This is a genomic window from Streptomyces sp. NPDC021093, from assembly GCF_044333135.1.
Taxonomy (GTDB): Bacteria; Actinomycetota; Actinomycetes; order Streptomycetales; family Streptomycetaceae; genus Streptomyces.
Window position 1 is genome coordinate 283,363 of the sequence record NZ_JBIRQJ010000009.1, and the last position, 19,353, is coordinate 302,715.

Annotated in this window: 15 protein-coding genes; all 15 read left to right on the forward strand. The window is 72.3% G+C overall.

Annotated elements, in window-relative coordinates; genetic code table 11:
• Positions 1 to 2: 2 nt before the first annotated feature.
• Positions 3 to 1,907: an asparagine synthase (glutamine-hydrolyzing) gene (gene asnB / locus ACH4SP_RS28620; protein WP_398418838.1), complete on the forward strand. Its 1,905-nt coding sequence runs from the start codon at positions 3 to 5 to the stop codon at positions 1,905 to 1,907.
• The gene (locus ACH4SP_RS28625; protein ID WP_398418840.1) at positions 1,904 to 4,075 is read left to right on the forward strand and encodes a bi-domain-containing oxidoreductase; all 2,172 of its coding nucleotides are present in this window, start codon (positions 1,904 to 1,906) and stop codon (positions 4,073 to 4,075) included. The genes asnB and ACH4SP_RS28625 overlap by 4 nt, the downstream gene beginning before the upstream one ends.
• Complete coding sequence (locus tag ACH4SP_RS28630) at positions 4,075 to 6,117, forward strand: alginate lyase family protein (protein WP_398418842.1); 2,043 nt, start codon at positions 4,075 to 4,077, stop codon at positions 6,115 to 6,117. Before ACH4SP_RS28625 ends, ACH4SP_RS28630 begins: the two co-directional genes overlap by 1 nt.
• Positions 6,118 to 6,135: 18 nt before the next feature.
• Positions 6,136 to 7,683: a right-handed parallel beta-helix repeat-containing protein gene (locus ACH4SP_RS28635; RefSeq protein ID WP_398418844.1), complete on the forward strand. Its 1,548-nt coding sequence runs from the start codon at positions 6,136 to 6,138 to the stop codon at positions 7,681 to 7,683.
• 67 nt (positions 7,684 to 7,750) lie between these two features.
• Positions 7,751 to 9,028 (forward strand): O-antigen ligase family protein, encoded by a 1,278-nt coding sequence (locus ACH4SP_RS28640; RefSeq protein WP_398418846.1) that lies wholly within the window; start codon positions 7,751 to 7,753, stop codon positions 9,026 to 9,028.
• A gap of 8 nt (positions 9,029 to 9,036) precedes the next feature.
• A complete protein-coding gene (locus tag ACH4SP_RS28645; protein ID WP_398418848.1) occupies positions 9,037 to 10,314 on the forward strand; it encodes a glycosyltransferase in 1,278 nt (425 codons plus the stop codon).
• The gene (locus ACH4SP_RS28650) at positions 10,311 to 11,546 is read left to right on the forward strand and encodes a class I SAM-dependent methyltransferase (protein ID WP_398418850.1); all 1,236 of its coding nucleotides are present in this window, start codon (positions 10,311 to 10,313) and stop codon (positions 11,544 to 11,546) included. The genes ACH4SP_RS28645 and ACH4SP_RS28650 overlap by 4 nt, the downstream gene beginning before the upstream one ends.
• Complete coding sequence (locus ACH4SP_RS28655; RefSeq protein ID WP_398418852.1) at positions 11,543 to 12,337, forward strand: glucose-1-phosphate cytidylyltransferase; 795 nt, start codon at positions 11,543 to 11,545, stop codon at positions 12,335 to 12,337. Before ACH4SP_RS28650 ends, ACH4SP_RS28655 begins: the two co-directional genes overlap by 4 nt.
• The gene (locus ACH4SP_RS28660; protein ID WP_398418854.1) at positions 12,334 to 12,981 is read left to right on the forward strand and encodes a PIG-L deacetylase family protein; all 648 of its coding nucleotides are present in this window, start codon (positions 12,334 to 12,336) and stop codon (positions 12,979 to 12,981) included. The genes ACH4SP_RS28655 and ACH4SP_RS28660 overlap by 4 nt, the downstream gene beginning before the upstream one ends.
• Positions 12,982 to 12,986: 5 nt before the next feature.
• Positions 12,987 to 14,012: an NAD-dependent epimerase/dehydratase family protein gene (locus ACH4SP_RS28665; protein WP_398419150.1), complete on the forward strand. Its 1,026-nt coding sequence runs from the start codon at positions 12,987 to 12,989 to the stop codon at positions 14,010 to 14,012.
• Complete coding sequence (locus tag ACH4SP_RS28670) at positions 14,009 to 15,307, forward strand: DUF4910 domain-containing protein (protein WP_398418856.1); 1,299 nt, start codon at positions 14,009 to 14,011, stop codon at positions 15,305 to 15,307. Before ACH4SP_RS28665 ends, ACH4SP_RS28670 begins: the two co-directional genes overlap by 4 nt.
• Positions 15,308 to 15,312: 5 nt before the next feature.
• Positions 15,313 to 16,593 (forward strand): hypothetical protein, encoded by a 1,281-nt coding sequence (locus tag ACH4SP_RS28675; protein ID WP_398418858.1) that lies wholly within the window; start codon positions 15,313 to 15,315, stop codon positions 16,591 to 16,593.
• Positions 16,594 to 16,625: 32 nt separating this feature from the next.
• Positions 16,626 to 17,573 (forward strand): glycosyltransferase family 2 protein, encoded by a 948-nt coding sequence (locus ACH4SP_RS28680; RefSeq protein WP_398418860.1) that lies wholly within the window; start codon positions 16,626 to 16,628, stop codon positions 17,571 to 17,573.
• On the forward strand, positions 17,570 to 18,793 hold the full coding sequence (locus ACH4SP_RS28685; RefSeq protein WP_398418862.1) for a polysaccharide pyruvyl transferase family protein: 1,224 nt from the start codon (positions 17,570 to 17,572) through the stop codon (positions 18,791 to 18,793). Before ACH4SP_RS28680 ends, ACH4SP_RS28685 begins: the two co-directional genes overlap by 4 nt.
• Positions 18,790 to 19,353: a dTDP-4-dehydrorhamnose 3,5-epimerase family protein gene (locus ACH4SP_RS28690; protein ID WP_398418864.1), complete on the forward strand. Its 564-nt coding sequence runs from the start codon at positions 18,790 to 18,792 to the stop codon at positions 19,351 to 19,353. Before ACH4SP_RS28685 ends, ACH4SP_RS28690 begins: the two co-directional genes overlap by 4 nt.

The following is a 19,353-nucleotide window of genomic DNA, read 5'->3' on the forward strand; positions in this document are numbered from 1 at the left end:
ACGTGTGTGGCATCGCAGGCACTTACCGATGGCCGGACGGCAAGTCCGTGACCGACCGGCTCACCGATGTCCTCGCCCACCGGGGTCCGGACGGGGCGGGCCGGTACGGCCACCCCCTCGGTGACGGCGAAGTGCAGCTCGGGCACCGCCGGCTCTCCATCATCGACCTGTCCGAGACCGGCGCCCAGCCGATGGTCTCGGACGGCCTCGCCCTGACGTACAACGGCGAGCTGTACAACGCACCCCAGCTGCGCACCGAACTGGCGGCCGCCGGAGTGCGCTTCCGCGGCACCTCCGACACCGAGGTGCTGCTTGAGGCCTGGCGGCGCTGGGGCACGGACTGTCTGCCCCGGCTGCGCGGCATGTTCGCCTTCGGGATCTTCGACGAACGGACCGGCGAACTGGTCCTCGCCCGCGACCAGTTGGGCATCAAGCCGTTGTTCCTGCTCCGGCGCGGCGAGGGGCTGGTGTTCGCCTCGGAACTCAAGGCGCTCGCAGCGGCCACCGGCGGGACGCTGGAGGTGGACCGTGCGGCGCTGGTGGCCTCGCTCCTCTACTACTGGGTGCCGGACTCGCGGTGCGCGTACCGCGAGGCGGAGAAACTGCCGCCGGGGAGCTGGCTCAGGTGCCGGCCCGACGGCCGGGTGGAGCGCGGCCGGTACTGGAACCTGAAGGACGTCGCCCACGAGGCCCGGCACAGCGAGCCGCCCGACCTGGCCGCCGTCGTCGAGGAGTCGACCCAGCGTCACCTGCTCTCCGACGTACCCGTGGCGACCTTCCTCTCCGGCGGCCTCGACTCCAGCTGGCTGACCGCGCTCGCGGCCCGGCACCGGCCCGGGATCTCGGCCTACACGATCGGATTCCGCGCGGAGGACGCCAAGTTCGAGGCGATGCCGGACGACCTGCGCTACGCCCGGCAGGTGGCCCAGCGGTTCGGCGTCGATCTGCACGAGATCGAGATCGCTCCGGACGTGCTCGACCTGCTGCCGCGGATGACGTACCACCTGGACGAGCCGATCGGCGACCCTGCCGCGATCAACACCTTCCTGATCTGCCAGGCCGCCCGCGAGGCGGGGGTCAAGGTGATGCTCTCGGGGATGGGCGCCGACGAACTGTTCGCCGGGTACCGCAAGCACCTGGCCAATCGGCTCGCGCTGCGCTACCAGCGCGTGCCGCGACCGCTGCGGCGGGGGATCTCCGGGGTCGTGGACCGGCTGCCGGTCGCCACGGCACGGCGGGGATACCGGTCGGTGCGCTTCGCGAAGCGGTTCCTGTCCTTCGCCGAGCTGCCTGAGGAGACCGCGTTCCGGCGCAGTTACACCATGTACGACCAGGACGAGCTGCTCGCGCTGATCGATCCGGACCTGGCCCCGGCGGTCGACGACGTACTGACCGAGCACCGGGACGTCTACGAGGACAACGAGCTCGACGACTTCGTCAACCGGATGTGCCTGGGCGACGCCCGGATGTTCCTGCCGGGCCTGAACCTCGCGTACACCGACCGCGCCAGCATGGCCGCGTCGACCGAGGTGCGGGTGCCGTACGTGGACGTCGAGGTGGTGAAGGCGGCGTTCGCCGTGCCAGGGGACCGCAAGATCGTCGGACGGCAGGGGAAGGCCGCGCTCAAGGAGGCGGCCGTTTCGGTGCTGCCCCGGGAGATCGTCCACCGGCCGAAGGGGCTGTTCAGCGCCCCGCTGCGGGCCTGGATGAGCCGGGACCTGGCGCCGCTGGTGCGCGAGGTGATCAACGACGGCGCGCTCGTCGGTTCCGGGTTCCTGCGGCGTGACGCGCTGGCCCGGATGGTCGCCCAGGACGCGGCCGGGCAGCGGGACTTCTCCAAACATCTGTGGCACGTACTGACCCTTGAGTACTGGTATCGCGGCGCGACTTCCGGGGAGTCCGAGTGAAGCAAGTGGTGCAGAACTACAAGAGCGGCGAGCTGGCGGTGCTCGATGTGCCGGTGCCGGGGTGCAAGCCGGGCGGAGTGCTGGTGCGCACCGTCCACTCGCTGATATCCACCGGTACGGAGCTCATGAAAGTGTCCGAGGCCGGGATGTCGATGGTGGGCAAGGCCCGCTCCCGGCCGGACCAGGTGGCCAAGGTGATGCAGAGCGTCGCCACCAACGGGCTGCCCGCCACGTACCGCAAGGTGATGGGCAAGCTGGATTCGTACACGCCGCTGGGCTATTCGCTGTGCGGGGTGGTCGAGCAGGTCGGCCCGGGAATCGACGACGTGAAGACCGGCGACCTGGTGGCCTGCGCCGGGAACGAGCACGCGCTGCACGCCGAGCTGAACTGGGTGCCGAAGAACCTGTACGCGCCGGTGCCGGACGGTCTCGCGTCGCGGCACGCGGCCTTCGGCACCGTCGGGTCGATCGCGATGCAGGGCGTCCGGCAGGGCGGACCGCAGCTCGGTGAGGTGGCGCTGGTCGTCGGCCTCGGGCTGATCGGACAGCTCGTGGTGCAGCTGCTGACCGCCTCGGGGGTCCGTGTGGTCGGCGCCGACCCGGACCCGGTGCGCTGCGAGCTCGCCGCGCGCCTGGGCGCCGCGGCCTGCGGCGACCCTTCGTCCGCCGCGGTGGAGGCGGCCGTCGCCGAACTCACCGGCGGACACGGCGTGGACCAGGTGTACCTGGCGGCCGGCGGCGGCAGCAACCAGCCCGTCGAGCTGGCCGCCCGGCTCTGCCGGGACCGCGGCCGGGTCGTCGACATCGGCAAGTGCCGACTGGACCTGCCGTGGAACGCGTACTACGAGAAGGAGCTCGACGTCCGGTTCTCGCGCTCGTACGGTCCGGGGCGCTACGACCCGGAGTACGAACTGGAGGGGCGGGACTATCCGATCGGCTACGTGCGCTGGACCGAGCGCCGCAATCTGGCCTGCTTCCTGGATCTCCTCGCCCGTGGCCGCGTCGACGTGGAGCCGCTGGTCTCCCACGTCGCCGACTTCGACGACGCCGTCGAGACGTATCAGCGCCTGAAGGACGGCGACCTGAAGGCCGTGGCCGTGCTGTTCCGGTACGCCGGGCACACGGCCGGGGCACAGGCCCCGGCGGTGGACGTACCCGAAGTGCGACGCGCCGCGTCCCCCCGTGCCCGCACCGCCAAGTCACCGGTGCGCCTCGCGTTCGTCGGCGCGGGGAACTACGCGACGTCGATGCTGCTGCCGCACCTCGCACGGCGCGACGGCGTCGAGTTGTCCACGGTCGTCACCACGACGGCGCTGTCCGCGGCCAACGCGAAGCGGAAGTTCGGCTTCGCCGAGGCGACCACCGATCTCGACGCCGTGCTCGGCGACAAGTCCGTCGACGCGGTCTTCGTGGCCACCCGGCACAGCTCGCACGCCGAACTGACCCGAAGGGCGCTCCTCTCCGGCAAGGCGGTGTTCGTGGAGAAGCCCCTGGCCCTCACCGAGGACGAACTGGCCGGTGTGCTCGCGGCGGTGGAGGAGTCCGGCAACGACCGGCTGCAGGTGGGCTTCAACCGCCGGTTCGCACCGCTGCTGCAGGAGGCGAGGAAGCAGTTCGGCGCCAGGACCGGCCCGGCGAGCCTGCGCTACCTGGTCAACGCGGGCCGGTTGCAGGAGGGCAGCTGGTACCTCCGACAGGGCACCGAGGGCTCGCGGTTCGCCGGTGAGGGCGGGCACTTCATCGACACGGCGAGCTGGCTGCTCGGGGCCGACCCGGTCTCGGTGTACGCCCTCGCCACGCCCGGCAACGAGGACCTCCAGGTCGTGCTGCGCTACCCGGACGGGTCCACCGCCACCCTCAGTTACGTCACCACCGGCTCGTCCGCCTTCCCCAAGGAGACCCTCGACCTGGTCGCGGACGGGAAGGTGCTGCGGCTCGACGACTTCGTCCGGGCCTCGGTGTACGGGACGAAGCGGTGGGTCAGCTCTCGCCTGCCCAAGGCCAGGGACAAGGGACAGAACGCCGAACTGGCCGCGTTCGTCAAGGCGGTTCGGAGCGGCGGGCCGATGCCGGTGCCACTGGAGTCGCTGGTCGCCACCACGGCGGCCACCCTCGCCGTGCGGACCGGCCTGGCCTCCGGCGCACCGGTGACGTTGGCGAGGGCGTGATGGCCCTGAGCGCGCTCTGGTACCTGCGGCGGCTGTCCCGGATGGGGCCGCGGGAGGTCGGCGGCCGGGTGGGCGACGCGGTGCGCAGGCGGCGGTGGCGGTCGGCGCTGCCGGACTGTCCGCGCGTGACCGGCGCCCGGTTCACCGCCGTACTGCCCCCCGGGACGATCGAAGCGGTGCCGCCGGACGCCGCGAAGCGTCTCGTCGCCGAGGCGGACCGGCTGATGGCGGGGCACGCCGAGTTCTTCGGGGTGGTACGGGACGACCTGGTCGACCCGGACTGGTGGTACGACCCGAAGACCGGGCGCCGGGCTCCGTGGGGGTACGCGTTCGGCCTGCCGTACCGGGACGAGGAAGCGGTCGGGGACATCAAGCAGATCTGGGAGCCGTCCCGGCACCAGTACCTGACCGTGCTCGCCGCCGCCTACGCGCTCACCGGGGACGACCGGTACGCCGAGCGGGTGGCCGCGCACCTGCGGTCGTGGTGGGCGGCCAACGCGCCGCTGCGCGGGGTGCACTGGATCAGCGGCATCGAGCTGGGGATCCGGCTGCTGTCCTGGGTGTGGATCCGCCGGCTGCTCGACGGCTGGCCGGGCGCGGCCGCCCTGTTCGAGGACAACCCGGTGGCGCTGAACCAGATCTGGCACCACCAGCGCTGGCTGGCCGCCTTCCCCAGCCGGGGTTCTTCGGCGAACAACCACGTCGTCGCCGAGGCCGCCGGGCAGTCCGCCGCGGCCTGCGCGTTCGGCTGGTTCCCCGCGTCCGCGCGCTGGCGGGCGGACGCACTGCGGTCGCTGGAGCGAAACCTGCGGAGCAACACCTTCCGCTCAGGACTCAACCGCGAGCTGGCCACCGAGTACCACGGGCTCGTGCTGGAACTCGGCCTGGCCGCGGTGGCCGAGGCGGATGCCGCAGGCGTGCCGGTCCCCGCGTCGGTCCGGCTGGTGCTGCTGCGGATGACGGACGCGCTCGCGGCCGTCGTGGACGGCCGGTTGCGGCCGCCGCGCCAGGGGGACGCGGACGACGGGCACGGTCTGGTCGTGGACGGCGCGGGCACCGACCGCTGGGCCTCGCTGCTGGCCACCGGGGACGCCGTGTTCGGCAGGCTCGGCTGGTGGCCGACGGTGACGGGCACCGATGTGCGCACCCCGCTGCTGACCGCGCTCGTCCGCCCGTACGCGAAAGACGGAAGTGCACCGGCCGTGACCCGTCCGGCGCACCGGCAGGACCACTTCGCCGATGCGGGCATGACCATCCTGCGCGGTCCGACAGAGAGCGGGGCGACAGAGAGCGGGGCAGCCGAGAGCGGGGCAGCCGAGAGCGGTCGGACGGAGAGCGGCCCGGCGGAGATCTGGTGCCGTTGCGACGGCGGTCCGCACGGGTTCCTGTCCATCGCCGCGCACGCCCACGCGGACGCGCTGTCCGTGGAGGTCCGGCACGACGGGGTCGACGTGCTCGCCGACCCGGGGACGTACTGCTACCACGGGCAGCCGAAGTGGCGGCAGTACTTCCGGTCGACGCTCGGCCACAACACCCTGCAGCTGGACGGCGGTGACCAGTCCGTCTCCGGCGGGCCCTTCCTGTGGACCAGGCATGCCCGCAGCCGCGTCCTGGTCGCGGACACGTCCGGTACGGGCGTGGCCCGCTGGTGCGCCGAGCACGCGGGATACCCGGGCTCCGTGCACCGCCGCCGGGTCGAACTCTCCGCCGTGGCACGGGAGTTGCGAGTGGTGGACGAGGTGCGCGGCCCGCGCCGGGCCGTGCGCCTGGCGTTCCACCTCGGCCCGGCGATCACCGCGGACCTGACGGGGAACCGGGCGCTGCTCACCTGGACCCGGGACGGCGAGGAGCGCTCCGCTGTGCTCGATCTGCCCGGCGAGCTGCGCTGGCGGGCGCATCGCGGCGAGAGCGACCCGCCGTTGGGCTGGTACTCCCCCGGCTTCGGGCGCAAGGTGCCCGCGACCACGCTGATCGGCTCCGGTTTCGCCGACGGCGCCGCACGGCCGGCGGAGTTCGCCGCCGTACTCAGGTTCAGCGACTAGATCGGCCAGGGGGAACACGTGGGGATCAAGTGGCGGCACCGGGCGGCCCTGACGGCGGCACCGCTGGCGGTGGTACTGCTGGCGGCGACCGGCTGTACGAGCACGCCGGACGCCCCGGAGAAGCCGGCAGGCAAGTCCTCGTCCGCAGCGGCCGGGGCGGCCGCCACACCCGTGGCCCGGGTGTGCGACAAACCCTCGGCGGGGCCGGCGAAGGCACCTGCGGGCGCGGTGACGGTCGACCCCGCGGTCGTCGGCGACCTGGCCGGGAAGACCGAGAGCAGCCCGCCGAACACCACGTTCTGGCTGCGGCCCGGCAAGCACACGCTCGTGCCGGAGCAGTACGCCCAGGTCGTCCCCAAGAAGGGGAACCGCTACCTCGGTGCGCCGGGCGCGGTGCTCGACGGCCGCAAGAAGAACCAGTACGCGTTCGGCGGCGAAGCCACCGACGTCACCATCAGCCACCTGACGGTGCAGGGTTTCGTCGCACCGCACGACGAGGGTGTGGTCAACAGCAGCTCGTCCGACGGGTGGGTGATCGAGCACGCGACGATCCAGAACAACTCCGGCGGCGGGCTGATGGCCGGCGCCCGCCAGCAGGTCCGCGCGAGCTGCCTGCGCGACAACGGGCAGTACGGCATGAACGCCTACAAGGACGGCGACTCCATCCGCGGCCTGGTGGTCGAGGGCAACGAGATCGTGGGCAACAACACCGGCGACTGGGAGCGGCAGAAGCCGGGCTGCGGCTGCACCGGAGGGATCAAGTTCTGGGCCGTCAACGGCGCGGACATCCGCGGCAACTGGGTGCACGACAACCGCGGGGCCGGGTTGTGGGCGGACAACAACAACAACGACTTCCTCTTCGAGAACAACGTGTTCGAGTCCAACGACGGCGTCGCGATCATGTACGAGACCAGCTACAACGCCGTCATCCGGAACAACACGATGCGGCGCAACAACTGGGTCGAGGGCGGCGGTGCGGCCAAGCGCGGCGACAACTACCCGTACGGGACCGTCTACGTCTCCGAGGCCGGCGGCGAACCACGGGTCAAGGCCCGCACGGACAGGATCGAGATCTACCGGAACGTGCTGGAGAACAACTGGAACGGAATCACCCTGTGGGAGAACGCCAACCGGTTCTGCAACAGCCCCGCCAACACCTCCACCGGGTACTGCACGTTGCTGGTGAAGGACACCAGGACCTGCGCGCAGCCCGCGATCAGGTCCGCACCGCTCTACGACGACTGCCGGTGGAAGACCCAGCGGGTGGACATCCACGACAACCGCTTCCTGCTGGACGCGTCCGTGGTCAAGTGCACGGCGGAGTGCGGCCGGATGGCGGTGCTGTCCAACTACGGCACCTATCCGGACTGGTCGCCGTACAAGGCCAAGAAGGTGTCCGACGCGCTCCTCCACAAGCAGCACAACCGCTGGCACGACAACGTCTACCGCGGGCCGTGGAGCTTCGTCGCCGACGACCCGGGCCGGAAGGTCGACTCCGGGCAGTGGCAGGCCGCGCCGTACGGGCAGGACGCGGGCAGCACCTTCGACCCGCAGGCCGGTGGCTGAGGTGGGCGGGGGGCTGAGGCTGAGGGGCACGGGTCTGAAGGGCGGCGGGCTGAGGGGCGGGGTCCTGATGCGCCGCCAGCTGCCGGGCGGACCGCACACGTCGGGCACTCGGTCCGGCGCCGGACTGCGCCCCGCCGGTACGCCGAAGGCAGTCGGGGTGGTCTGGGGGCTGCTGGGACTCAACGTGCTCGGCTCCGCCGGGGCGCAGACCATCTTCCCGATCCCCCGCTCCCTCATCCAGATGGTCACCATGGGCGCGCTGGCCGCCGCGTTCGCCCTGGCGCTCGCGCTCAATCTCCGGCTGCGCATCCGCGCGAGCGCCTTCCTGCTCCTGCTCACCCTGCTGCTGGTGCCGAGCGCGATCTCCAGCGTGGACCTGGAGTCCGGGTTCGGCGCGCTGTTCCGATGCTCCCGGCTGGCTCTCTTCGTCGGCACGCTGTGGCTGCTCAGCCGCTGGTGGGACGGCAGCCTGACGTTCGTCCGGAGCCACATACGGATGTACTTCGCCGTGTTCGTGTCGGTGGTCGCCGGCCTGGTGATCTCACCGGGCGCGGCCATGCCCGAGCTGTACGGAGGGCGGCTGGTCGGCGCGTTGTGGCCGCTCACCCCGCCGCAGATCGGACAGTACGCCGCGGTGATCATCGGGCTGACTGTGCTGCTCGCCCTGGGCCGCCGGACCACCTGGGCGGGCGCGGCCGTGATCATCGTGCCGTCGCTCGTCCTGCTCGCGCTGACCCACACCCGGACGGCCACGATCGGCCTGCTCGCCGCCCTGGTGCTGGCGATTCTCTCGCTCGTCCTGACCAGCGCCGCCGCCCGCCGGTTCTTCACCTGGGCGGTGGTGTGCGCCGTGGTGGCCGCGGTGGGGTTCGCCTCCCTGCTGCAGGCGTGGTTCCTGCGCGGCCAGTCCCAGGAGTACTTCACCAGCCTCACCGGCCGGGCCAAGGTCTGGGACGCCCTGCTGGACGCCCCCAGGACCACCGCGGAGCAGCTGTTCGGCACGGGCCTCGGCGACAAGTCGTACGGCGGGCTGCCGATCGACAACAGCTGGCTGGCCGTCTACTCCGAGCAGGGGCTGACCGGCGTCGCGATCGTGGCGGCGGTCTTCCTCGTGCTGGGCGGCGTCGCGTTGCTGCGGCCGCCGTCGCTGCCGAGGGCCTGCGCGATCTTCCTGATCAGCTACGTCGCGATCTCGTCGTACACCGAGGCCGGTCTCGGTGACGCCTCGGCGTATCTGCTGCACCTGGCCGTGGCCGCCTCGCTGCTCGCGGTGCCTGCCACCGCCACGCCGCTCGCCACACCCGCGGCTCCCCGACGACATGTCCCGCGATGGGCCAGGAGGTGACCCCCCACATGCACGTCCTTGTGGTCCACAACCGCTACTCCTCGGCGCAGCCGAGCGGGGAGAACAGGGTCGTCGACGAGGAGGTGGGGCTGCTGCGCGCGGCCGGCCACCGGGTCGACGTGTTCGAGCGGCGCAGCGACGACATCGCCGCCCGCTCCCTGCCCGGCAAGGTCGCGGTGCCGCTCCTCGTGCCGTGGAACCCGTCGGTCCGGTCGGATCTCGCCGACCGGCTGCGCACCTCGCGCCCCGACGTGGTGCACGTCCACAACGTCTTTCCCCTCCTGTCGCCCTCGGTGCTGGCCGCCTGCGCCGACGCCGGTGTGCCCGCCGTCGCCACGCTGCACAACTACTCGCAGATCTGCCCGCCCGGCACGCTGCGGCGGGACGGCCGGCTGTGCACCGAGTGCGTCGGGTCGGCGGTGCCGCTGCCCGCCGTGCGGCACGGCTGCTACCGGAACTCCCGGCTGGCGACGGTGCCGCTCGCGGTCAGTCTGCTGGTCAACCGGCGGCGATGGTGGTCCGGCGTGGAGCGGTTCTTCTGCATCTCCACGGCGCAGCGCGACCTCCTGGTGGCGTCCGGCATGCCGCCCGAGCGACTGGCGGTGAAGCACAACTTCGTGCCCGACCCGGGCGCCTGCCGATCGGACGCCGGCGAGCACCTGCTCTTCCTGGGCCGTCTCGCGGAGGCCAAGGGCGTGCGGCTGCTCATGACCGCGTGGGACGAGATCGCGGCGGGCGGCGGTGTGGGCGTGCCGCTCGTGCTCGCCGGCGCGGGGCCGCTGGAGCAGGAGGTGACCGCCTGGGCGGCGGGCCGGGACGACGTGCGCTACGTCGGCCTGTACGACCCGGCCCAGTGCCGGGAGGCCGTCGGGCGGGCGGTCGCCGTGGTGGCTCCCTCGATGGCCCTGGAGACCTTCGGCCTGGTGGTCGCGGAGGCGATGGCGGCCGGGGTCCCGGCCGTCGCCGCCGGTCACGGCGCCTTCGTCGAACTCGTCGAGGAAGGGGTGACGGGGCTGCTGCACCGGCCGGGCGATCCCGTGTCGCTCGCGTCCCGCATACGCCGGATCGCGGCCGAACCGGCACGCAACCGCGAGATGGGCCGGGCGGCCCGGCGCCGTTACGAGCAGGGGTTCAGCCCGGCCGTCGGTCTGGAGCGCCTGGTGGAGGGGTACCGCACCGCGATCGCGGTGCGGTCCGGCGGCGGGGACAGCGCCACGCCGGCCGGGAACACACACGCTGGCTCGCGACGGGGCTCCCGCGCGGGCAGGGATGGGGGAAGAAGATGACACGATGCCGACTCTGCGGCTCGGCGGCGCTGGCGAGCGTCGTCGATCTGGGGGCGACCCCGCCGTGCGAGAGCTTTCTCGCCGCGGACCAACTGGACCTGCCGGAACCGGCGTACCCGCTGCACCTGCGGGTCTGCACCGACTGCTGGCTCGCACAGATCCCTCCGCTGATCACCCCGGAGGAGACGTTCACGCAGTACGCGTACTTCTCGTCCTTCTCGACCTCCTGGGTGGAGCACGCGCGCACGTACGTCGCCGACACCGCGGCGCGCCTGGGCCTCGGCCAGGACTCCTTCGTGGTCGAGGTCGCGAGCAACGACGGGTACCTGCTGCGGCACCTGGTGGACCGGGGGGTCCGCTGCCTGGGCATCGAGCCGTCGGTGAACGTCGGCGCCGCGGCGCGGGAAGCGGGGGTGCCCACGCTCACGGAGTTCCTGAGCCCGGACACCGGCTCGGCCGTCCGCTCCGAGCACGGCCCGGCGGACCTGGTCGTGGCCAACAACGTGTACGCGCACATCCCCGACGTGGTCGGGTTCACCCGGGGGCTGCGGGCCCTGGTCGCCGACGACGGCTGGGTCTCCGTCGAGGTGCAGCACCTGCTGACGCTGATCGAGGAGAACCAGTACGACACGATCTACCACGAGCACTTCCAGTACTACACGGTGGCGTCCGCGATCCGGGCGCTCGCCAGCGGTGGACTGGCCCTGGTGGACGTCGAGTTGCTGCCCACGCACGGGGGCTCCGTCCGACTGTGGGCGCGCCCTGCCGAGGTGGCCGGTGAGCCGTCCCGCCGGGTGGCCGACGTACTGGACCGGGAGAAGGCCGCCGGGCTCCAGGAGCTGTCGGGGTACACGGAGTTCTCCGGCCGGGTGGCCAAGGTGCGCCGGGACCTGCTGCGGTTCCTGATCGACGCGGCCGAGCGCGGTGAGACGGTCGTCGGGTACGGGGCCCCGGGCAAGGGCAACACGCTGCTCAACCACTGCGGGGTCCGGCCCGACCTGCTGCCGTACACCGTCGACCGGAACCCGTACAAGCACGGCAGGTTCACCCCGGGCAGCCGCATCCCGATCCTGGCTCCCGAGCAGATCGCCGCCGACCGACCCGACTACGTCCTGGTCCTGCCGTGGAACCTGCGGGACGAGCTGATCGAGCAGTTGGCCTTCGTGCACGAGTGGGGCGGCCGACTGGTCTTTCCCATACCGGAACTGAGCATTGTCGAGGTCACAGCATGAAGGTCGTCCTGTTCTGCGGGGGTTACGGGATGCGGATGCGCAGCGGCGCCGCGGACGACGTGCCCAAACCGATGGCGATGGTCGGTCCGCGCCCGCTGATCTGGCACGTGATGCGCTACTACGCGCACTTCGGGCACACGGAGTTCATCCTGTGCCTGGGGTACGGGGCGCACCACATCAAGGAGTTCTTCCTCCGCTACGAGGAGACGACGTCCAACGACTTCGTGCTGCGGGGCGGGCGGACCGAGCTGCTGTCCACCGACATATCCGACTGGACGATCACGTTCGCGCAGACCGGCGTCGAGTCGCCGATCGGTGAGCGGCTGCGCCGCGTGCGCCACCACCTGGACGGCGACGAGATGTTCCTCGCCAACTACGCGGACGTGCTCACCGACGCGCCGCTGCCGGAGATGATCGACCGCTTCGCCGTGCGCGACGCCGGGGCGTCGATGATGGTGGTGCCCCCGCAGTCGTCGTTCCACTGCGTGGAGCTGGGCGAGGACGGCCTGGTGGGGGGCATCACCGCGGTGAGCGAGCTGCCTCTGTGGGAGAACGGCGGCTACTTCGTGCTCCGCCAGGAGATCTTCGACCACATACCCGAGGGCGGCGACCTGGTCGCCGACGGATGCGGTCGGCTGGCCAAGCAGGGGAGGCTGGTGGCGCACCGGCACCGCGGTTTCTGGAAGCCGACCGACACCGTGAAGGAGCGCGCCGCACTCGACGACGCGTACGCCAGGGGCGACCGCCCGTGGGCCGTGTGGGAGCGCGACGGCGTGCGGGTGGGCGCGTGATCCGGCTCGGGGCCGGGCCCCTGCGGAGGGTCGTCGCGGTGGGCGCGCACTGCGACGACCTCGCCATCGGCGCGGGCGGCACCTTGCTGACGCTGTGCCGCGCCCGGCCGGGGATCCGCATCGACGCACTGGTGCTGTCCGGCGGCGGAAGCGACCGCGAGCAGGAGGAACAGGCCGCGCTCACCGCCTTCTGCCCGGACGCCGACCTGCGGCTGACCGTGCTCAAGCTGGCGGACGGCCGGATGCCCGCGCAGTGGGAGGAGGCCAAGGCGGCCGTCGAGGAGCTGCGCGCGCGGACCGATCCGGACCTCGTGCTCGCGCCGCGCACCGACGACGCGCACCAGGACCACCGGGGACTCGCGCGGCTGATGCCCACCGCGTTCCGCGACCACCTCGTGCTCGGCTACGAGATCGTCAAGTGGGACGGCGACCTCGGCCGCATGGGGGCGTACCAGCCGCTGTCGCCGGAGGTCGCCGAGGAGAAGGTGCGGCTGTTGCAGGAGCACTATCCCTCGCAGCGGCACCGTCCCTGGTACGACCGGGAGGCCTTCCTCGGTCTCGCCCGCATCCGGGGCATCGAATGCCACGCGCGGTACGCCGAGGCGTTCGCCGTCACCAAACTCACGCTGAATCTTGGGAGTTGACCACCTTGCGCGTACTACTGACCGGACACCAGGGCTACTTGGGCACCGTGATGGCTCCGGTGCTCGCCGCCGCCGGGCACGAGGTCGTGGGCCTCGACTCCGGCCTGTTCGCCGACTGCGTGCTCGGCCCGCCGGTCGATGACCCGGCCGGGCACCGGGTGGACCTGCGCGACGTCACGGCCGAGCACGTGGCCGGGGTGGACGCCGTGATCCATCTGGCGGCGCTCTCCAACGACCCGCTGGGTTCGCTGGCCCCTGACCTCACGTACGACATCAATCACCATGCGTCCGTACGGCTGGCCGGGCTGGCCCGTGACGCGGGGGTGCGGCGCTTCCTGTACGCGTCGACCTGCTCCGTCTACGGGGCCGCGGGCGGCGGCGACCTGGTGGGCGAGGACGCCCCGCTGCGCCCGGTGACGCCGTACGCGGAGTCCAAGGTGCGGGTGGAGGACGACCTGCACGCGCTGGCCGACGGCGACTTCAGCCCGGTGTACATGCGCAACGCCACCGCCTTCGGGTACTCCCCCAGGCTGCGCGCCGACATCGTGCTGAACAACCTGGTGGGCCACGCACTCCTGTCCGGCGAGGTGCTCGTGCTGTCCGACGGCACCCCGTGGCGCCCGCTGGTGCACGCCGCCGACATCGCACGGGCCTTCACCAGGGCGCTGGACGCACCGCGCGAGGCGGTGCACGACAAGGCGTTCAACATCGGCAGCGAGGTCAACAACGTCACGGTCGCCGAGATCGCCGAGCAGGTCGCCGATGCGGTGTCCGGCTCGAAGGTGCGGATCACCGGGGAGAACGGGGCCGACCCCCGGTCGTACCGGGTGGACTTCTCCCGGTTCCGCGCCGCGGTCCCCGGCTTCGAGTGCGTGTGGACCGTGCGGCAGGGGGCGAACGAACTCGCCGACGCCTACCGGAAGTTCGGGCTGACCCGGGAGGACTTCGAGCGGCGCTTCACCCGGCTCGCGGTACTGCGCACCGCGTCGGACGCCGGAGCCGTCGACGACACCCTGCGGTGGCGCCGATGACCGGGACGGGCCCACGGCCGGTGACCGCGGTCGGCGCGCAGATGCACGCGCTGGTGGAGCGGCTGTACCCGCTGTGCCGGAGCATCACCGGCGACGGCGTGCGCGCCACCCTGGAGATCATCGGCGAGTACGTGCCGCTCCAGGTGCACGAAGTGGCGACGGGGACGCAAGTGCTGGACTGGACGGTGCCGCAGGAGTGGAACATCCGGGACGCGTACGTCGCCGACAGCGCCGGAAACCGGGTCGTCGACTTCGCCGAGTCCAGCCTGCACGTGCTCGGCTACAGCGTGCCGGTGTCGGCGACCATGCCGCTGGCCGAGCTGCGCGCACACCTGCACACCCTGCCGGACCAGCCGTCCTGGGTGCCGTACCGCACCAGTTACTACACGCCTCAATGGGGGTTCTGCCTGGCCCAGGAGACCCTGGACGCGCTGCCGGAGGGCGACTACGAGGTGCGCGTCGACTCCACGCTCGCCGACGGCCACCTCACCTACGCCGAGCACGTGGTCCCGGGGCAGGTCCCCGACGAGGTGATCGTCTCCTGCCACGTCTGCCACCCGTCCCTGGCCAACGACAACCTGACCGGCATCGCGGTGGCGACGTTCCTGGCCCGCGCGCTGGCGCGGGAGACGCCGTACTACACCTACCGGTTCATCTACGCGCCCGGCACCATCGGGGCGATCACCTGGCTGGCCCGCAACGCGGAGCGGATCGACCGCGTCAAGCACGGTCTCGTGCTGGCCTGCGCGGGCGACCCGGGCCAACTGACGTACAAACAGAGCAGGCGCGGCGACGCGGAGATCGACCGGGTGCTGCGGTACGTGCTGGCCGCGTCCGAACGCCCGCACCGCGTCGCCGAGTTCACCCCGTACGGCTACGACGAGCGGCAGTACTGCTCGCCCGGGTTCAACCTCGGGGTGGGCTCGCTCTCCCGGACCCCGTACGCCGGTTACCCCGAGTATCACACCTCGGCGGACAATCCGGACTTCGTCTCCCCGGAGGCGATGGCGGACACCCTCTCGGTCTGCCGCGAGGCGTTCGACGTGCTCGACCGCAACCGGCGGTACGTCAACCTCAGCCCTTACGGCGAACCGCAGTTGGGGCGGCGCGGGCTGTACGACTCGCTGGGCGGCCGCAGCGACGCGGTCCAGGCCCAGCTGGCCATGCTCTGGGTGCTCAGCCTCTCCGACGGCGAGCACGGTCTGCTGGACATCGCCGAGCGGTCCGCCCTGCCGTTCGGCGCCGTCGCCGCCGCGGCCGACGCCCTGCACGGCGCCGGGCTGATCAAGGAATGACGCCCATGACCACCGAGGGGGAGAAGGCGGCGGCACCGGCGGAGCGACGGACCGGCAAGCGGGCCATGGCCGGCCGGCTGTCCTGGGGTCTTGCCGACCAGGCGGCCTCCAGCCTGACCAACTTCGCGGTGGGGATCTACGTGGCCCGCTCGCTGGGCCTGACCGCGTTCGGCGTGTTCAGCCTGGCCTGGCTGACGTACGGCGTGGTGCTCAATGTCGCCCGCGGGCTGGCCACCGATCCGCTCGTGGTGCGCTTCAGCGGTGTGCCGGAGGCCGCCTGGCGCGCGGCGGCGGCCCGGTCGTCGGGTGCCGCGCTCGGCGTCGGAACGGCCCTCGGCGCGGTCTGTCTGGTGATCGGGCTGGGTGTCGGCGGATCCGTGGGGTCCGCTTTCGCCTGCCTCGGTGTCGTGCTGCCGGGGCTGCTGCTGCAGGACGCCTGGCGGTTCGCGTTCTTCGCCGCCGGGACCGGGCGGAAGGCGTTCGTCAACGATCTCGTGTGGGGCGTCGCGCTCGTCCCCGCGATGTTCGTGGCGGCCCGCGTGGGGAGCGTGGCGGCCTTCGTCCTCGCCTGGGGCGCGTCCGCAGCGGTGGCCGCACTGTACGGCTGCTTCCAGTCCGGCATCCGGCCCCGGCTCGCGCAGGCGCGCGGGTGGCTGCACGAGCAGCGCGATCTCGGCTACCGGTACCTGGTCGAGAACGTCAGCCTCAGCGGCGCGGCCCAACTGCGGGCGTACGGGCTCGGCGGAATCGTCGGAGTCGGCGCGGTGGGTGCGGTCCGGGGCGCGGAGCTGCTGCTCGGGCCGTTCCTCGCCGTGCTGATGGGGCTTTCGCTGGTCACCGTCGCGGAGGCGGCCCGGGTCCTGCGGCAGGCCCCGCACCGCCTTGCCGCCTTCTGCCTCCTGCTCGGCGGCGGGCAGGCCGTCGCCGCGCTGCTCTGGGGCGGCGCGCTGCTGCTCGTGCCGGACCGGCTCGGCGAGCTCGTGCTCGGTGGCGTCTGGACCTCCGCATCGGCGCTCGTCGTGCCGGCCGTGCTCGGCGTCGCTGGCGCGAGCCTCGGCGTCGGTGCGGCGGCCGGGCTGCGCGCCCTCGCCTCGGCCCGGCGCAGCCTGCGCTGCCAGCTGTTCGCCTCCGCCTGCTACGTCGGCGGCGGGCTCGGCGGGGCGGCCGTCGCGGGCACGGCGGGCTCGGCCTGGGGCGTCGCCGCCGCGACGTCCCTCGGTTCGGCCGTGTGGTGGCTGCAACTGCGGTCCGCCCTGCGCGAGCACCGCCAACTCCCCCATCCGTAAACGCAACTGAGGATCCGTGAAGTGAGGACGCCATGACCGCCCATCCCCGGCTCAGCATCGGCCTGCCCGTGTACAACGGCGAGGAGTACCTCGCCGAAGCGTTCGACGCCCTGCTCGGCCAGACCTACGAGGACTTCGAGCTGGTCGTCTCCGACAACGCCTCGACCGACGGGACCCAGGACATCTGCCGCGATTACGCGGCGCGGGACTCGCGCATCCGGTACATCCGGCTCCCCCGCAACATCGGCGCCGCACCGAACCACAACTACGTGTTCACCGAGTGCCGCAGCGAGCTGTTCAAGTGGGCCTCGCACGACGACCTGTACGCCCGGGACCTGCTGCGGGCCTGCGTGGAGGCGCTGGACGAGCGCCCCGACGTGATCCTCGCGCACGCCGACCAGGCGGTCATCGACGGCGAGGGGCAGGTGAAGGTCCCGTACGCGTACACGCTCGCCACCGACTCGCCCCGCGCGCCCGAGCGCTTCCGCAGCATGCTGTTCGAGCCGGGCGGCGACGACTTCTACGGGGTGCTGCGGGCCGACGTGCTGCGCCGGGTGAAGCCGCACGACAGCTACCACCACGCGGACCGCACGTTCGTCGCGGAGATCGGCCTGCACGGGCCCTTCCACCAGGTGCCGGAGCTGCTGTACTTCCGCCGCGACCACCCCACGCGCGCCGAGCGGGCCAACCCCTCCAAACGTTCCCGGTGCGTCAACCTGGACCCGCGCAGGGCGGGCCCGCTGCACCCGACGCCCAGGCTGCTCGCCGAGTACGTCTGGGGTTTCGTCTCGGCGATCCGGCGGGCGCCGCTGTCCTCGGCCGACCGGCGCGCCTGCTACCGCCACTTGGCCGCGTGGGCGGCCAGCCGTGCCCGGCCGGGCACGGGCGAGCGGGTCGAGGACCGCGCCCCGGTCGACCCGGCCGCTCTCACCGTCTCCCTCGACGCCCTCGTCGCCGGGCGCGAGGGGAGGCGGACATGACGTCCGGACCCGGAACTCCGGTGCGCGTCGGGGTGTTCGGCCTGCTCGGCTCCGGCAACCTCGGCAACGACGGGTCCCTCGAAGCCGTGCTCGGCTACCTCCGCGCCGAGCACCCGGATGCGGTCGTGGACGCGCTGTGCGGCGGACCCGAGGCCGTCGCGGCCCGGTACCGGATCCCCGCGACGCGGCTGCACTGGTACCGCGGCGAGTACCGGACCGCGTCGCGTGCGGGCGCACTGGCCGGGAAGGGCCTGGGCAAACTCGTCGACGCCTTCCGCACCGCCGCCTGGGTGCGCCGGCACGACGTGGTGATCGTGCCGGGCATGGGCGTCCTGGAGGCCACGCTGCCGCTGCGGCCCTGGGGGTTCCCGTACGCGCTGTTCCTGCTCTGCGCGAGCGGTCGGCTGCTGCGCACCCGGGTCGCACTGGTCGGTGTCGGCGCCGACGCGATCGCCGACCGGCCGACCCGGGCCCTGGTTGCCCGGTCGGCGCGGCTGGCCTCGTACCGGTCGTACCGGGACGGCCTGTCCCGGGACGCGATGCGGGCGATGGGCGTGGACACCTCGCGCGACGGGGTCTACCCGGACCTGGCCTTCGCCCTGCCGGCACCGCAGGCGAGTGCGCGCCCCGGCCCGGTCTGCGTCGGCGTCATGGACTTCCACGGCGGCAACGACGACCGCGCGCGGGCCGAGGAGATCCACCGGCGCTACCTCGACGGGACGACCCGGTTCGTCCGCGCGCTGGTTGACGAGGGAAGGACGGTCCGGCTGCTCACCGGCGACGCGTGCGACGCCCCGGTGGCCGCCGCGATCCTCGAAGCGGTGGACTCGCCGCTGGTCACCGCTGCCCAGGCGGGCTCGCTGGCCGACCTGATGCGGGAGACGGCGGCCGCAGGGACCGTGGTGGCCACCCGGTACCACAACCTGATCTGCGCGCTGAAGGTCGGCACGCCGACGCTCGCGCTCAGCTATGCGGCGAAGAGCGACGCACTGATGGAGCGGATGGGGCTTGGCACCTACCGCCACCCGGCCCGCGAGATCGACGCCGGTCGACTGATGGAGCAGTTCCGGGAGTTGGAGAAGCACTCCGCTGAGCTGCGGCGGACCCTCACCGGGCGGAACCTGACCGTCACCCGCCAACTCCGGTGCCAGTTCGACGACTTGACCAAGGCCCTGTTTCCGACGGCCGACCACGCCCACACCACACGGGAGGCTCCATGAAGGCGACCGAAGTCCCGGAGATCGACGGCGCGTTCCTCTTCACCTCGACGCCGCACGCCGACGAGCGCGGCTTCTTCTGCCGCACCTTCGACGCCGACGTGGTCCGCTCGGTGGGCCTCGACCCGTACGCCTTCGTCCAGGACAGCGTGTCCCGCTCGGCCCGTGGGGTGCTGCGCGGACTGCACCTGCGCTCCGGAGCCGGCGAGGCGAAGCTGGTGCGTTGCTCGTACGGCAAAATCTTCGACGTCGTCGTGGACCTGCGGCCCCACTCGCCGACGTACCGCGGCCAGGCCCACTTCGAGCTGTCCGACGAGACGCAGGCGACCCTCTACATCCCGGCGGGGTGCGCGCACGGCTTCCAGGCGCTGACCGAGGCCGCCGACACCTCGTACCGGATCGACCGCCCGCACGATCCGGCCGAGGACGTGACGATCGCCTTCGACGACCCCGAACTCGCCATCCCCTGGCCGCTGCCGGCCACCTCGATGTCCCCGCGGGACCGGGAGGCGCCGAGCCTCGCCGAGGCCCTGAAGCAGGCCCTGATCCGGAAAGAGAGCTGA

Excerpts from the sequence above, each read along its gene's own strand:
- ACH4SP_RS28630 (WP_398418842.1), top strand. The coding sequence starts at position 4,075 with ATGGCCCTGAGCGCGCTCTGGTACCTGCGGCGGCTGTCCCGGATGGGG.
- ACH4SP_RS28640 (WP_398418846.1), top strand. The coding sequence starts at position 7,751 with ATGCGCCGCCAGCTGCCGGGCGGACCGCACACGTCGGGCACTCGGTCC.
- ACH4SP_RS28645 (WP_398418848.1), top strand. The coding sequence starts at position 9,037 with ATGCACGTCCTTGTGGTCCACAACCGCTACTCCTCGGCGCAGCCGAGC.
- ACH4SP_RS28650 (WP_398418850.1), top strand. The coding sequence starts at position 10,311 with ATGACACGATGCCGACTCTGCGGCTCGGCGGCGCTGGCGAGCGTCGTC.
- ACH4SP_RS28655 (WP_398418852.1), top strand. The coding sequence starts at position 11,543 with ATGAAGGTCGTCCTGTTCTGCGGGGGTTACGGGATGCGGATGCGCAGC.
- ACH4SP_RS28670 (WP_398418856.1), top strand. The coding sequence starts at position 14,009 with ATGACCGGGACGGGCCCACGGCCGGTGACCGCGGTCGGCGCGCAGATG.
- ACH4SP_RS28675 (WP_398418858.1), top strand. The coding sequence starts at position 15,313 with ATGACCACCGAGGGGGAGAAGGCGGCGGCACCGGCGGAGCGACGGACC.
- ACH4SP_RS28680 (WP_398418860.1), top strand. The coding sequence starts at position 16,626 with ATGACCGCCCATCCCCGGCTCAGCATCGGCCTGCCCGTGTACAACGGC.
- ACH4SP_RS28685 (WP_398418862.1), top strand. The coding sequence starts at position 17,570 with ATGACGTCCGGACCCGGAACTCCGGTGCGCGTCGGGGTGTTCGGCCTG.
- ACH4SP_RS28690 (WP_398418864.1), top strand. The coding sequence starts at position 18,790 with ATGAAGGCGACCGAAGTCCCGGAGATCGACGGCGCGTTCCTCTTCACC.